The organism is Xanthomonas sp. SS (assembly GCF_014236835.1).
In the GTDB taxonomy this organism is placed as follows: Bacteria; Pseudomonadota; Gammaproteobacteria; order Xanthomonadales; family Xanthomonadaceae; genus Xanthomonas_A.
This window is the reverse complement of the sequence record NZ_CP051190.1, coordinates 2,566,644-2,580,202: the sequence shown is the minus strand read 5'-3', so window position 1 is coordinate 2,580,202 and position 13,559 is coordinate 2,566,644. Positions and strand designations below refer to the sequence as shown.

At 70.6% G+C, this 13,559-nt stretch carries 17 protein-coding genes; 1 reads left to right on the top strand and 16 read right to left on the bottom strand.

Features of this window, described 5'->3' with window-relative positions; genetic code table 11:
• Positions 1-8: 8 nt before the first annotated feature.
• The 3 genes from HEP74_RS10675 to HEP74_RS10665 are packed head-to-tail and all read right to left on the bottom strand — an operon-like array spanning position 9 to position 2,301.
• Positions 9-341: a DUF3325 domain-containing protein gene (locus HEP74_RS10675; RefSeq protein ID WP_185816416.1), complete on the bottom strand. Its 333-nt coding sequence runs from the start codon at positions 339-341 to the stop codon at positions 9-11.
• Complete coding sequence (locus HEP74_RS10670; protein WP_185816415.1) at positions 338-1,957, bottom strand: PepSY-associated TM helix domain-containing protein; 1,620 nt, start codon at positions 1,955-1,957, stop codon at positions 338-340. Before HEP74_RS10670 ends, HEP74_RS10675 begins: the two co-directional genes overlap by 4 nt.
• On the bottom strand, positions 1,954-2,301 hold the full coding sequence (locus HEP74_RS10665) for a DUF3649 domain-containing protein (protein ID WP_185816414.1): 348 nt from the start codon (positions 2,299-2,301) through the stop codon (positions 1,954-1,956). Before HEP74_RS10665 ends, HEP74_RS10670 begins: the two co-directional genes overlap by 4 nt.
• A gap of 445 nt (positions 2,302-2,746) precedes the next feature.
• Between HEP74_RS10665 and HEP74_RS10660 the strand changes: the two genes are divergently transcribed.
• Positions 2,747-3,106 carry a response regulator gene (locus HEP74_RS10660; protein ID WP_185816413.1) on the top strand — a complete coding sequence of 120 codons (360 nt, stop codon included), beginning with the start codon at positions 2,747-2,749 and terminating at the stop codon, positions 3,104-3,106.
• Between the two features lie 106 nt (positions 3,107-3,212).
• Here HEP74_RS10660 and HEP74_RS10655 read toward each other — a convergent pair whose 3' ends face one another.
• From HEP74_RS10655 to HEP74_RS10595, 13 genes are all read right to left on the bottom strand, one after another.
• Positions 3,213-4,190, bottom strand: a complete 978-nt coding sequence (locus HEP74_RS10655; RefSeq protein ID WP_185816412.1) for a retroviral-like aspartic protease family protein — start codon at positions 4,188-4,190, stop codon at positions 3,213-3,215.
• Positions 4,191-4,298: 108 nt separating this feature from the next.
• Complete coding sequence (locus HEP74_RS10650; RefSeq protein WP_185816411.1) at positions 4,299-4,955, bottom strand: tetratricopeptide repeat protein; 657 nt, start codon at positions 4,953-4,955, stop codon at positions 4,299-4,301.
• Entirely contained in the window at positions 4,949-5,434 is a 486-nt protein-coding gene (locus tag HEP74_RS10645; RefSeq protein WP_185816410.1) for a cytochrome c-type biogenesis protein, read from the bottom strand. The genes HEP74_RS10650 and HEP74_RS10645 overlap by 7 nt, the downstream gene beginning before the upstream one ends.
• The gene (locus HEP74_RS10640; RefSeq protein WP_185816409.1) at positions 5,431-5,973 is read right to left on the bottom strand and encodes a DsbE family thiol:disulfide interchange protein; all 543 of its coding nucleotides are present in this window, start codon (positions 5,971-5,973) and stop codon (positions 5,431-5,433) included. Before HEP74_RS10640 ends, HEP74_RS10645 begins: the two co-directional genes overlap by 4 nt.
• Positions 5,970-7,955: a heme lyase CcmF/NrfE family subunit gene (locus HEP74_RS10635; RefSeq protein ID WP_255427934.1), complete on the bottom strand. Its 1,986-nt coding sequence runs from the start codon at positions 7,953-7,955 to the stop codon at positions 5,970-5,972. Before HEP74_RS10635 ends, HEP74_RS10640 begins: the two co-directional genes overlap by 4 nt.
• A 58-nt stretch (positions 7,956-8,013) precedes the next feature.
• Positions 8,014-8,490 (bottom strand): cytochrome c maturation protein CcmE, encoded by a 477-nt coding sequence (ccmE, locus tag HEP74_RS10630; protein ID WP_185816408.1) that lies wholly within the window; start codon positions 8,488-8,490, stop codon positions 8,014-8,016.
• Positions 8,474-8,689: a heme exporter protein CcmD gene (gene ccmD, locus HEP74_RS10625; protein WP_185816407.1), complete on the bottom strand. Its 216-nt coding sequence runs from the start codon at positions 8,687-8,689 to the stop codon at positions 8,474-8,476. The genes ccmE and ccmD overlap by 17 nt, the downstream gene beginning before the upstream one ends.
• Positions 8,686-9,486, bottom strand: a complete 801-nt coding sequence (locus tag HEP74_RS10620) for a heme ABC transporter permease (protein ID WP_185816406.1) — start codon at positions 9,484-9,486, stop codon at positions 8,686-8,688. The genes ccmD and HEP74_RS10620 overlap by 4 nt, the downstream gene beginning before the upstream one ends.
• 9 nt (positions 9,487-9,495) lie before the next feature.
• Complete coding sequence (locus tag HEP74_RS10615) at positions 9,496-10,827, bottom strand: S8 family serine peptidase (protein ID WP_185816405.1); 1,332 nt, start codon at positions 10,825-10,827, stop codon at positions 9,496-9,498.
• Positions 10,824-11,468, bottom strand: coding sequence for an anti-sigma factor (locus HEP74_RS10610; RefSeq protein ID WP_185816404.1), 645 nt, complete (start codon positions 11,466-11,468; stop codon positions 10,824-10,826). Before HEP74_RS10610 ends, HEP74_RS10615 begins: the two co-directional genes overlap by 4 nt.
• The gene (locus HEP74_RS10605) at positions 11,465-12,052 is read right to left on the bottom strand and encodes an RNA polymerase sigma factor (RefSeq protein WP_053841697.1); all 588 of its coding nucleotides are present in this window, start codon (positions 12,050-12,052) and stop codon (positions 11,465-11,467) included. Before HEP74_RS10605 ends, HEP74_RS10610 begins: the two co-directional genes overlap by 4 nt.
• 64 nt (positions 12,053-12,116) lie before the next feature.
• On the bottom strand, positions 12,117-12,860 hold the full coding sequence (locus HEP74_RS10600; RefSeq protein ID WP_255427933.1) for a TorF family putative porin: 744 nt from the start codon (positions 12,858-12,860) through the stop codon (positions 12,117-12,119).
• 277 nt (positions 12,861-13,137) lie between these two features.
• Positions 13,138-13,536 (bottom strand): c-type cytochrome, encoded by a 399-nt coding sequence (locus HEP74_RS10595; RefSeq protein WP_185816403.1) that lies wholly within the window; start codon positions 13,534-13,536, stop codon positions 13,138-13,140.
• Positions 13,537-13,559: the final 23 nt, after the last annotated feature.

The window sequence follows — 13,559 nt, the reverse complement described above, 5'->3', positions numbered from 1 at the left end:
GGCGCGGCTCAGGACAGCAGCGCCGCAGCCAGCCCCAACGGCGGTGCGGCCAGCGCCAGCGGCACGATGGCACGCGGCCGGTATGGCAGCAGGCCGTAGGTCAGCAGCGCGGCGCTGGCGCTGAGCGTGCCCAGCCACAGCACCGCGCCGATGGTCCAGCCCAGCGCTGTCACGCAGCAGGCGAACGCCGCGGCCAGCAGCAGCCAGCCGGCGACGCGCAGCTGGCGCATCCGCGCCGGTGCGGCGCGCTGCGCGCCGTACAGTTCCAGCTGGTGTTTCTCCATCGCCAGGCACAGCGCGACGAAGCCGGAAAAGGCCAGGCCCAGGCCGAGCAGGTTCATGGCGTCTCCAGCGCCGCGGTGGAAACCGGCTGCGCCGCCGCCCGTTCGCGCGCGCGGCGTTCGGCCGCCGACAACGGCGGTTGCCAGCGCTGCATGCGCCGTGCGGCCAGCGCCAGCACGCAGCCTAGCGCGACGCACACCAGGTCCACGCCGGCCAGCGCCCAATCCCGCGCCGGGAGGCTGTTGCCCAGGTGCGCGTCGCTGGTCGCCGCGTTGAGCAGCGGCAGCAGCGCGAACAGGGCGGCGCCCAGATACAGCTGCCAGGCCCACATCGCGCGCTTCGGCCAGGCGAAGGCGGCGACCAGCGCCGCCGCCCAGGCCAGGAAGAACGCAGCCGCTTCCTGCTCCGGACGCTCGGCCATATGTACCGGGATCAGCCGGTTGCCCCAGAAGTAGGCGGCGAAGGCGATCGGCAAGCCGGCCACCGTGCCGATGTTCAGCGCATCGACCAGGCGCAGGCCGAAACCGATCCGGCCGGCCTTGGCGTGCTTGGGCCGTTCCTTGACCGCCCACAGGATCACGCCGCTGGCCACCATCAGGCAGCCGAGCAGGCCGGAACCGAAGAACAGCCAGCGCAGCCCCGATCCGGCGAAGTGCGCCAGGTGCAGGCCGTACAGGGTGCTGCGGGTCTGCGCGGCCGCGCCGGGGCTGCCGCTGCGCGCCAGGACCTGTCCGCTGCCGGCATCCAGCAGCAGCGACGGCGGATCGTAGGCCAGGCGCCGGCCCTCGCCCTGGCGGATCTCGATCACCGCCGCGGCGTCGTCCGGGTTGTACAGCGAGAACCCGGCGATCGGCGCCTGCGCGCCCCATTCGGCGCGCGCCACGTCCAGCAGGCGCGCGATCGGCAGGCGCGTGCCCGGCCGGCCGCTGGCTTCGCGGGGATTGGCCGGCTGCGAAAAGGCTTCGGCATAGAACGCGTCTTCCGCATTCGGATAGGCGACCTTGATGCCCCACGGCAGGTACATCAGCATCAGCGTGACCAGCCCGGTGTAGGTGATCATCGCGTGGTACGGCAGGGCCAGCACCGCGCTGACGTTGTGGAAGTCCAGCCACGAGCGCTGGCCCTTGGCCGGGCGGAAGGTGAAGAAGTCCTTGAAGATCTTCTTGTGGGTGATGATCCCGCTGATGATCGCCACCAGCATGAACATCGCGCAGAAGCCGACGATGTAGCGCGCCCACATCACCGGGATGTAGTGCAGATCGAAGTGCAGGCGATAGAAGAATTCGCCGCCGCGGGTGTCGCGCGCGGCGCTGGGCTGGCCGCTGAGCGGGTCCAGCAGCGCGTCGCCGAACATCTGCTTGCGGCTCTGGGCGCTGCCGTCGGCCGGCGGCGGGTTGCGCCAGAACAGTTGCGTGAACGAGGAACGTGCGCCCGGCAGCGACACCGTCCATTGCGGCGACTGCGGCGCTTCGCGCTGCAGCAGCGCGACCGCGCGCGCGGCGACGGCATCCGTGCTCAGCGGCGCACGCGGCAGTTCCGGGCGCATCCAGCGGCTGATCTCGTCGCGGAAATAGCTGGCGGTGCCGGCCATGAAGATCAGCAGCAGCACCCAGCCGACCAGCAGACCGGTCCAGGTGTGCAGCCAGGCCATCGACTGGCGGAATCCCTGCTTCATGGCGCGTGCCGCTGCAGCCAGGCGATGGCCAGGGCCATCGGCGCCAGCAGCGCGGCGATCCCCAGCCAGGCACGGGTGGCACTGCGCGTGGCGAACGCCCACAACGCGGTGCAGGCGCAGACCAGGATGCCCAGCATCATGCCGCTCAGCACCGCCTGCGCGCGCAGGGTCGGCCACAGCAGCGGCAGCAGCGCGGAGGTCGCGGCGGCCAGCGCATAGCCGCCGAAGATCACCGCCAGGGTGCGCGACAGCACGCCCAACCAGGGCGGCAATGGACGCCGCGATGCAGCGGGCGTGCGCGAGGCGTGGGGATCGGACAGAGGGGCGGGAGCAACTGGATGCATGGGAGCCTGTCGGGAAAAGGCACCGGCTTGGCATCGGGCTAGGCGGGAGCGTGGCGGCGATGAATCTTGCCGAACACGTTAATGATACGCATTCCTATCTTTGCTGCGCAATGCTTCGGTAGTGCGTGTAGCGACCGCAGTGTCGGCCAGGAAGCTCGCCGCCGATCAGCGGCGACGGTGGTCGAATATTCCTGCCGTACCTGGTGCCGTGGTCGCGTTAGCAGACGTGGCAGTCCAGGCCACGGCGCCGCGAGGCAAATGACGGCCTCGTGGCAAGTTCTGGCGCTGCAATCCTTCGCGGGCTGCTGGCACCATGGGCCAAGCGAACGATGTGGAGCGCAAGGGAGGGCGGCCGTTGCCGCGTTCCCGTCACGACGCAGTCCCGCACCGGATGCGCCCGATGGCCGGCGGATGCCGGCGACAGACCACTGCGGAGACGCGATAGATGAAGATTTTGATCGTCGACGATTACCGAACGATGCGCCGTGTCATCCAGAACCTGTTGAACCGGCTCGGCTATGACGACGTGGCCGAGGCCGCCGACGGCGCGTCGGCGCTGGCCACGTTGCGTGCGGACAAGGTCGGCCTGGTCCTGTGCGACTGGAACATGCAGCCGATGACCGGCTTGCAGCTCCTGCGCGAGATCCGCAGGGACCGTGCGATAGCCAGCACGCCGTTCATCATGGTCCTCGCCGACAACAGACGGGACGACATCACCGCGCTCAAGGATGCGGGGGCGGACGGCTACCTCGTGAAGCCTTTCAACGCCGAGACGCTGCAAGCCAAGATCAACGCCGTGCTCTGACCGGTTTTCGGCGATTGGCCGATGCGACAGCGTTGGGACACGTCACGGCGGAGGCGGGATTGCTCTGTTTTTGAAAGATCGATCGAGAGCGTGGCCTGAGCGGGAATCAGCGGCTGCCTGACTTGGCAACACAGCTTGACGGGCCAATCCATAACCGGCGCGCACTGTAATCGAGCGTGATGCGCATGGTCTGCAGCATGTCCACGCCGATGTTGAACGCGTGCCCGTCGGAGTACCCCGCGTCGTCGAACACCGGCAGGTCGACGACGCGCGCCACGACGTTGCGTTGGGTCGATCCCGGAAAGCTCACTGTGCCGATCGGGCCGACACGCGAAGGGATGGGCGTCTGGACGGCGCCACGCGCGGGCGGTCCGTCGCGGAAAGCGGCTGAACCGGGATCGATCCGCGCGGCGTTGGCGAAGGTGGTGTTGATCATCGACGAGCGGGCGCCGCTGTCGAGCGTCGCCACGCCGGCCACGCCGTTGACCGTGACCGGCAGCGTCAATTGCTTGCCGTTTTTGATCGACCCCGCCTCGATCAGGGTCGCGCTGCGTCCGGCGAGCCGTGCCGCATTCTTGCCGCGCGGCAGCAGCGAGACGGTCTGGCACCCGGTATCCATCACCGTGATGCGGTCCATCAGCAGATCGGCGCCGACGATTCCCGCGATCTTCACGCCGTCGGTCCGGTCGGGAATGGTGTCCACGTCGAGATGATGGATCGCCCTGCCATCGAGCGAGAGCGACTCTACCCGCGTCGTCGTCTCCTCCACGTCTCCGGTCGCGCCGCTGATGGTTGCGGTCTTGCCGGAGGGGAGATGCTGTTCCGCCGCGAACCAGGCATAGACCGCGCTGGTGTCGGCGCCGGTGTCGAGCATGAACTTGTAGGGTCCCTTGCCATTGACGAACACCGGGACCAGCAGGTGCCCGGTGACGCCCGGCGTCATCGCGACCTCCGCTGTCGCGTCGCGCGGCCAGATGGCGCTCGCGAGCAACGCGGTCAGCGCGAGGCCGCATGCGCCGAGCTTGCTTGCTGTCGGCCTGATCCGATAGACGCGGCTGTTCGGGCTTGTCGGGGAAACCAGCATAGGGTGCTCCACAGTGCGGTTTTTCGCATTCTCGTTGAAAGGCGAAGGGTAGCGCGGGCGGCATCTGGATGCCGAGACCGTGCGACAGGTCGCGCAAGCAATGGCGCTTCAGCGCGCTGCGGAGGGCGCAGGCGTGGGCGTCGCGGCCATCGCTTCGGCGGCGGCGATTTTTTGCGCCACCGCGTCGCGCAGCGGGGAAGCCTCGGGCAGCAGGCCTTGCAGGTGTCGCCACTGCGCCGCGGCGTTGGCGTAGCGGCGCTGCTGGAATTCGCCGATACCGAGCATCCACAGGGCGCGCTGGTTGTCCGGTTGCTGCGCGAGCACGCGCTCGAGCATGCCGTGCGCGGTCGTGCCGACGGCGAAATCGGCTTGCTCGGCCATGTCCGCCTCGACCCAGCCGAGCAGTGCGTCGCTGTTGTCCGGATCGATCCGCAGCGCCTGCGCGTAGGCGTCGCGCGCTTCGGCACTGCGTTTCGCCTGCACGGCCGCCGCGGCCTGGTCCAGCCATTGCTGCAGTGTCCGCTGCGCCACGCCCGGGTCGGGTGCCGCTGCGGCCTGCACGGGCACGCCGGCAAGTGCGGCCGGATCGCCGACCAGCAGATACAGGCCGGCGCTCGCCAGCGGCAGCGCCACGGCCAACAGCGCCGCGGCGCCAAGCCGCAACCTGCGCGCGCCCGGACGCCGGCGCAGCAGCGGCCGCAGCAGCACGCCGAGCGCGATGCCGAGCATCAGCGCGGCGGCGATGCAGAAGCCGGCGGTCACCATTGTTCTTCCGGCTCCTGTTCCGGCGCCGCGTGCGCCGCTGCGGCGGCCCGGCGCCGCAGCGTGGCCGCGACCATGGCCGCGCCGCCGAGCAGGAACAGCAGCGGACCGAACCACAGCAGCCAGGTCGCCGGCGCCAGCGGCGGGTCGTAGAGCACGAACTGCGAATAGCGATCGACCATGTACTGCTTGATCTGCGCATCGCTGCGGCCGGCCTGTAACTGCGCGAACACCTGGTGGCGCAGGTCGCGCGCCAGCGTCGCGTTGGAGTCGGCGAGGTTCTCGTTCTGGCAGACCAGGCAGCGCAATTGCGCGGTCAGGCGCTGGAAGCGCAGTTCCTGCTGCCGGTCCTGGAACGGCAGCGGATCCACCGCCTGCGCCGCCGCCGGCACCGCATGCGTGAGCAGCAGTAAGACCAGCAACGCCAGCCACGGTCTGGTCCATGGCCGGCCGCGTAGCGTCAGTGCAAAGGGCACGTTCATCGCTGCGCTCCGTCCAGCGCGGCGATCGCCGGGCGCAGTTCTTCGGCGATCACCGCAGGAGTCAGCACGCCGACATGCTTGTAGCGGATCACGCCCTGGGCATCGATCAGGAAGGTTTCCGGGGCGCCGTAGACGCCGAAGTCGATCGCGCGCTGTCCGTCCTCATCGACCACCACCAGCGCATAAGGATTGCCGCGCTGCGCGAGCCAGGCACGCGCGTCTTGCGGGTCGTCCTTGTACGCGTAGCCGATCAGTGCGACCCCGAGGTCGTTGGCGTGCGCCAGCAGCACAGGATGCTCTTCGCCGCAGGCCAGGCACCAGCTGCCGAACACGTTGAGCAGGTACGGCCGGCCGCGCAATTCGGCGCTGCCGGCGCGCTGCGCGGGATCGTCCAGGCGCGGCAGCGAGAACGCCGGCGCCGGCTTGCCGATCAGCGGCGAGGGCACTTCGCGCGGGTCGTGCGCGCGGCTCCAGTAGATGCCGAAGCCGAACAACGCGGCCAGCAGCAGGAAGCCGAGCAGGGGCAGCAGCCGGCTCATGGCGATACGCCCGCTGTTGCCGGGGCGGCAGGCGCGACAAGGCCCGGGTCGAGCGCGACCGCATGCGGCGCACGCAGCCGGCGCGCGCAGGCGCTGACGAAGCCGCCGAGCATCATCAGCAGGCCGCCCAGCCAGATCCAGCGGATGAAGGGTTTGTAGTACAGGCGCAGGGTCCAGGCGTTCTCGATGTGCTGGTCGTCCATCGGCTCGCCCAGCGCGACGTACAGATCGCGGGTGACGCCGGCATCGATCGCCGCCTCGGTCTGGATCCGCTCGCTGGAATACAGGCGTTTCTGCGGATGCAACACCGCCACCGCCGTGCCATCGCGGCTCACCGTCAGCGTGCCTTGCTCGGCCTTCCAGTTGGGGCCGTCGATCATGCGCACGCCGTCGAAGCGGAACGCATAGCCGCCGATCTGTTCGCTCTGCCCAGGCGCCAGGCGCACGTCGCGCTCGATCGACAGGCTTTCCGACAGCAGCACGCCGGCCACGAACACCGCCACGCCGGCATGGGCCAGCAACATGCCGGCCAGCTCCGCCGGGAAACGGCGCCCGCACGGCGCTTCGCGCAGGCGCTTGTACGTATACAAGGCGGTACCGACACCGATCCAGGTGGCGGCGGCGACGCCGGCCACGGCACGGGCCGAGCCGTCGGTCAGCACGAAGGCGACCAGGGCGCAGGCCAGTGCGGCCAGCACCGCGCGCACGGCCACCGCCTGCAGCGCGCCGGGTTCGGTCCGGCCCCAGCGTAGGTACGGGCCGAACGGCAGCAGCAGCACCACCGGCAGCATCAGCAGCGGGAACAGCAGGCCGAAGTAGGGCGGGCCGACCGAGACCTTGCCCAAGCGCAGCGCATCGCCGAGCAGCGGGAACAGCGTGCCCAGCAGCACCATCGCCGCGGCCACGGTCAGCATCAGGTTGCCGACCAGGATCGCGGTTTCCCGCGACAGGGCGGCGAACGGCTTGCCGGCGGCCAGCCGCGGCGCGCGCAGCGCGTACAGCAGCAACGCACCGCCGACCGCCACGATCAGGAAGCCGAGGATATACAGGCCGCGGCGCGGGTCGGCGGCGAAGGCGTGCACCGAGGTCAGCACGCCCGAGCGCACCAGGAAGGTACCGAGCAGCGACAGCGAAAAGGCGAGGATCGACAGCAGCAGGGTCCAGGCGCCCAGCGCGCCGCGCTTTTCGGTGACCGCCTGGGTGTGGATCAGCGCCGCGCCGACCAGCCACGGCATGAAGCTGGCATTCTCCACCGGATCCCAGAACCACCAGCCGCCCCAGCCCAGTTCGGCATAGGCCCACCAGCTGCCGGCGACGATGCCGGCGGTGAGGAAGCCCCAGGCGACATTGGTCCACGGCCGCGCCCAGCGCACCCAGGCCTGCTGCTGTTCGCCGCCGAGCAGGGCGGCGATGGCGAAGGCGAAGGCCACCGAGAAACCGACGTAGCCGGTGTAGAGCACCGGCGGGTGGAACACCATGCCCGGATCCTGCAGCACCGGGTTGAGTTCGTTGCCGTCCAGCGGCATCGGCGACAGCCGCGCGAACGGGTTGGAGGTGAACAGCACGAACGCCAGGAAGCCGGCGGCGATCAGGCCGAGCACGCCGAGCACGCGCGCGGCGAACGCCTCCGGCAGGTGCCGGCTGCTGCGCGCCAGCAGCAGCGTCCACAGATTGAGGATGGCGATCCACAGCAGCAGCGAGCCTTCGTGCGCGCCCCACACCGCGGCCAGCCGGTAGTACCAGGGCTGCGCCAAGTTGGCGTTGGCGGCCACGTAGCGCACCGAGAAATCCAGGCGCAGCAGCGCATAGGCGAGCAGGGCGAAGGCCAGCCAGGCGAACAGCGCTTGCGCGCAAGCCGCAGGCCGCGCCACCGCCATCAACGCGCGATCGCCGCGCCAGGCGCCGAGCAGCGGCAGCACACCCTGCGCCAGCGCCAGCAACAGGGCCAGGATCAACGCGAGCTGGGCAAGTTCGGCGGTCATCGCGGCAGGGCGACCGAACGCGGCCAGCGCAGCGCGGTGCGGCAGGTCGGCATCCGCGTCATGGCGTGGCGGACGTGGCGGCCGATGCGGAAACCGCCGCCGCGGTGCGGCCCTCGTGGGCCTGCGCCATCGCGTCCTTCAGTTCCTGCGGCATGTAGGTCTCGTCGTGCTTGGCCAGCACCTCGGTGGCGACGAAACCGGCGCCCTGCAGCGAACCGGTGGCGATCACCGCCTGGTTGTCGCGGAACAGGTCCGGCAGGATCCCGGTGTAGGCGACCGCGGTGGCGCCGGACTTGTCGATCACGGTGAACTCCACCCGCAGTGAATCGGCGCTGCGCCGGATCGAGCCGGCCTTGACCATGCCGCCGAGGCGGAACACGCGGTAGCCGTCGGCCTGGCCGGCCTGCACCTGGCTCGGCGTGAACAGGTAGCTGATGTTGTGCTGCAGGGCCAGCACGAACAGGCCGGTGGCGAGCGCGGCGGCGCCCAGCACCAGCAGCACGATCAGCAGCCGGCGTTTACGGGTGGGATTCATGGTCGATACCTGGCGCCAGCGGCGCTGCGCCGCGCTGGCGGCGGGTGTGTTCGCGCAGCAACTGCGCGCGCGTCTCGGCGAGCAGGCGCCGCTGCCGCCAGCGCGGCAGCAGCGTGTCCAGCAGCAGCACCAGCAGGAACAGCGCGTAGGCGCTCCACACGTAGGCGGCGTAGCCGCCCATCGCCCAGAACCCGCTCATGCCGCGCGCTCCGCCGGAACGCGCGCTTCCGGCAGCGACGCCGGCGCGTCTGCGGCCAGCGCGAGCGCGCGCACCCAGCCCTTGCCGCGCTCCAGCGCCAGCAGGTCGGTGCGCATGCGCCCGAGCAGGCTGGCCAGGTAGTAGCACTTGCTCGCCAAAACCGCGGTCAGCAGCGGCCACAGCATCGCCAGCGGCATCTTCGACGGGCCGAGCACGCGCACCGTGGAGCCCTGGTGCAGGGTGTTCCACCAGACCACGGAGAAATGCACGATCGGCAGGTTGATCAGCCCGACCAGCGCCAGCAGCGCCGCGGCACGCGCGCCCTGGCGCGGATCCTCGATCGCGCGGTACAGGCCGATCACGCCCAGGTACAGGAACAGCAGCACCAGTTCCGAGGTCAGCCGCGCGTCCCAGGTCCACCACGTGCCCCACATCGGCTTGCCCCACAGCGAACCGGTGCACAGGGTGATGAAGGTGAACGCGGCGCCGATCGAGGCGGAGGCCATGCACGCCACTTCCGCCAGCTTCAGCCGCCAGACCAGGGCGACGAAGCCGGCCGCGCCCATCGCGACATACACGAACAGGCTCATCCAGGCGCTGGGCACGTGGATGAAGATGATCCGGTAGGCATCGTGCTGCTGGTAGTCCGGCGGCGCCAGCACCAGGCCGCCGTAGAACGCCACCGCGCCGAGCAGCAGCGCCGCGCCCAGCGCCCACGGCTGGATCGCGCCGGCGACGCTGTAGAAGGTCGGCGGCGAGGCCAGCCGGTGCATCCAGTGCGGAATCCACTTGGCCATGCGCAACGCTCAGCGCGCCGTGGCGGCGGTGCGCGGCAGCGCCTGTACCGCGGCGGCGGCATCCACCTGCAGCAGGCCGTCGCGCTGCCGGCTGGTCCGGCGCAGCAGCTCGTGCACGCTGCGCGCGTCCAGCTGCGGCGCCAGCGCCAGCAGCAGCGCGACCACGCCGCTGACGTGCGCGGTGGCCATCGACGAGCCGGAGGTGAAGTCGTAGCCGCCGTTGGGCTGGGTGGTGAGGATGTCCTCGCCCGGTGCGCTGAGCACGCCCGGCGGCGACGGGGTAGGGCTGCTGGTGCGCACCACGATCACCCCCGGGGTGGCATCGGGAAAGCCGTCCAGGCGGCCGTCCGGCGGCATCGCCGCGACCACGATGCGGCCCTGCCGCAGCAATTGCTCGAGCAGCTTGCGCAGCAGCGGATCGGCCGGGCCGCCCAGGCTCAAATTGATGATGCGCGCCCGGGTGTCGCCGATCGCGACCAGCGCCTTGGCCAGGGTGAAGGAGTTGCAGCCGGCGCCGGCGCCGGCACGCTGCGGATACCAGCAGGCCTTGTACACGTCGAGAATGGCCTTGGGCGCCATGCCGACGATGCCGAGATGGTTGTTGCTGCCGGCGGCGATGATCCCGGCCACTTCGGTGCCGTGGTGGTCGCGATTGAACGCCGTGGGATCGGCGCCGACCATGTCGCGCACCTCGCGCAGCCGGCCCTGCAGGTCCGGATGCGCGGTGTCCACTCCGGTATCGACGATGGCCACGCCCACGCCCTGGCCCTGACTCAGCACCTGCGCGGTGGCGGCGTTGGTCGCGGCGAAGCCGCGCTGCATGTCCACGTAGGGATCGTTGTAGCGCAGCGGCTGCGCGGCCTTGGCCGGCGGTGCGGCGTCGGCGTAGGTGGCGAATTCCTGCAGCGGCTGCGACAGCGCGACGCGTTCGTCCTTGGCCAGTTCAGCGAGCAGCGCGTCGCGCTCCGTGCCCGGCGCCGGCTCGAACACCACGCAGTACACGCCGAGCGGCTTGATCGGCCAGCCGGTCACCTGGCGCAGGCTGTAGCGCTGGGTCAGCGCGTCCAGCGTCGCCGCCGCCTGGGTGCCGGCACCGTAATACTTGGACGAGGCATAGCCGATCAGATTGGAGCCGGCATGCCGACCCGGCGCGGCCATCGGGTTGGCCACCGCGAGCACGATCTGGCGCTGGCTGTCCAAGGCCGGCGAGGCGTCCAGGGTCGGGATCTTCGCCGGCGCCGCTGCGGCCGCCACGGGCGCGTCGACGGCACCGCGCCCGCCATGGGCACAGGCGCCGAGGGCGAGACAGACGACGAGCAGGCAGGCGCGACGCAGGCTCATGGTGCGGAAATCGGCTCCGCCAGGCGGATGCCGGGCGTCGCACGCAGCTGCTGCACGCTGCGCTGCGGCTGCGCCGGCGATCCGGCCTGCACCGGCACCACGGTGTAGGCGCCGGCGCCGTTGGGGCCGCCGACCACGCGCAGCTGCAGCTTGCGCAGTACCGCGTCCCAGTCGGCCAGGGTCATGCGCGCATCCGGCACCACGCGGATCGCATCGCTCGCCAGCGGCTGCGCGGTCTCGCTGAGGGTGCGGTAGCCGCCACCCTGGCCCTGGTCGCTGGCGGACAGCCTGACCCCGAGCACACCCAGTCCGACCGCCTGCACCAGCGCCGCGGCGACCAGCGCACGCGTGGTCCAGCTGGCGCGCACGCGCGCCGGCAGGCGCTGCGGTTCGGGCGCGTCGAGGCGGCCGAGCAGGCGCTGCAGCCCGGCTTCGGCGTCCACCGGCACGTCGCTGGGCAGCGACATCGCCATGCGCAGCCGGCTCTGCTGCGCGAACTCGGCGCTGCAGAAGCTGCACTTGGCCAGATGCGCGATCAGCCACTCGTGTTGTTCTTCCGTGGCGCTGGCCTGCAGCACCCACGGCATCAGTTCCCAGGCATGCGAGCACTCGTTGCCCGGCTCGTTGAAGCCTGTCTTCATGACACGCTCTCCGTCAGAGGGGAAGCGCCGCCGGCCAATCCCGGCAGCACGTTGCGCAGCTTGACCCGGGCATGGAACAGCCGCGCCTTGATCGTGCCCACCGGGCACTGCATGATCGCCGCGACTTCTTCCAGCTTGTGGCCCAGGCCGTAGACCAGTTCGACCACCAGGCGCTGGTCGGCCGACAGCCGCTCCAGGCCCTTGCCCAGCCAGTCGCGCAGTTCGCGGTCCTCGTCCGGGTCGGAAGAGGAGCCGAAATGCTCTTCGGCGCTCACCCCGTCCTCGATCGCCTCGTCGCTGTGGTGGCGGATCGCCTTGAGCCCGCAGCGGTAGGCGATGCCCATGATCCAGGTCGAGACCTGCGAATCGCCGCGGAAGTCGCCGGCCTTCTGCCAGGCGATCCAGAAGCAGTCGTTGATCGCCTCCTCGATGATGTCCGGGCGCCGGGTCAGCCGCGACAGGAACCGGCACAGGCGCCCGTGGTAGTTGCGGTACAGGGTGGCCAGCGCATCGCGGTCGCCGCCGGCCATGCGCCGGAGCAGCATGCGGTCGGTGGCATCGCCTAGTGGATCGGTGTCGGTCATGGAGGGCTGGCTTGGCAACGGGCACCGGTATGTGCCGGGTCGGCACGAAAAGGTTGCGTGCGGATCAGAAGGCGCGCGACACGGTGACCACCCACGGCCAGATGCCGTTGCCGCGCCTGGCGTAGATGCTGCGCGCGTCGCTGAACACGCGGTCGATCTCCACGCTCCAGGCGCCGGCGTTCCACATCAGCCCGGCGTGGCCGTAGCTGTAGTGGTCGGCGTAGTCCAGCCCGTACAGCGCCGGCGGGGCCTGGCTGATGCCGATCCCGGCCGACAGCGACAGCTGCCCCGGCAGCGGCTGGTGCACGGTGAGGTCGGCGGCGCCGTACCAGCGGCCGCGGTAGCTGTCGGGCAGCTCGAACGCGGCCAGCGACACGCTCAGCCGGTCCCGGTACGACCAGCCGAGGCTGGCCTCGTTGCGGTTGAACAGGCGATTGATGCGGTTGCCGGGGTAGTCGTAGCGCAGCAGCCCGGCCTGCATCTGCCAGCTGTCGGACAGGGTCCAGCTGCGCGACAGCTCGACCGTGGTCAGCAGCTGGTGGCCCGGCGCGTCCAGCGCCGTACTGGCGGACGCGCCCAGCGACCAGCCCGGCGCGGGCAGCCAGTAGCCGGCGACCTGCAGGGACGGGGTGTCGGCGGTCACCGCGATGCCGCGATCGACCAATTGCGAACTGAGCCCGACCGCGCCGCCCAGCTTGGCCGCCAGCGCCGTGTCCGGCAGGCACAGCGCCGCCGCCAGCGCCAGCGTGCCGGGCAACGGGCGCAGGCACGCGACGCGCTGCGCCAGGTCACCTGCGGCCGTGGTCATGCCGGTCGGGATGCCCATCTGCGGCGGCGGCCCATCGCGGTCGCGGGCAGGGCGGTCGGGGACAGGGAGCCGGCGGCGGAAGGGCGGTTGTGCACGGGCGCTCGATGGTCGCGGGTCGGATCGCATGGGACGCTGGGGCACGTGCCAGCGGCAACGCTGGAGCGCCCGCCGCGTGGACGATCGCCATTATCGGCATTGCGCACTGGCGGCGACACGGCGGACGCCCGGCGGCGGATGCCGGGTTCAGGTTCGACTATGCCGGGGCCGGGTGCCGACTTCAATGCAGGGTATTGAGATAGGCGATCAGGTCTTCCAGTTGCTTGCTGTCGTCGAGCCCGTCGTACTTCATGTTGGCGCCGGGCACGCCCTTGGATGCGGGCTGGGCCAGGTAGCTGCGCAGCTTGTCGTCGCTCCAGGTCCACTGGGTCTTCTTCATCGCGTCCGAGTAGCGGTAGTCGGGCACGCTGCCGGCGCTGCGTCCGACCACGCCGAACAGGGTCGGGCCCTTCTTGTTCTTGCCCGGCGCCGCGCTATGGCATTCGGCGCATTCGGTGGCGAACACGCCGGCGCCGGGCAGGCCGCCGCCGGCCTGCGCGGCGGGCGCGAGCGCGACGCCGAGCGGCAGCAGGCTGGCCATCAGGGTGCACCACAGGGGAAATGGGTTGGCTGCTTTCATGGCGATCCGTACTTGGGGGGAAA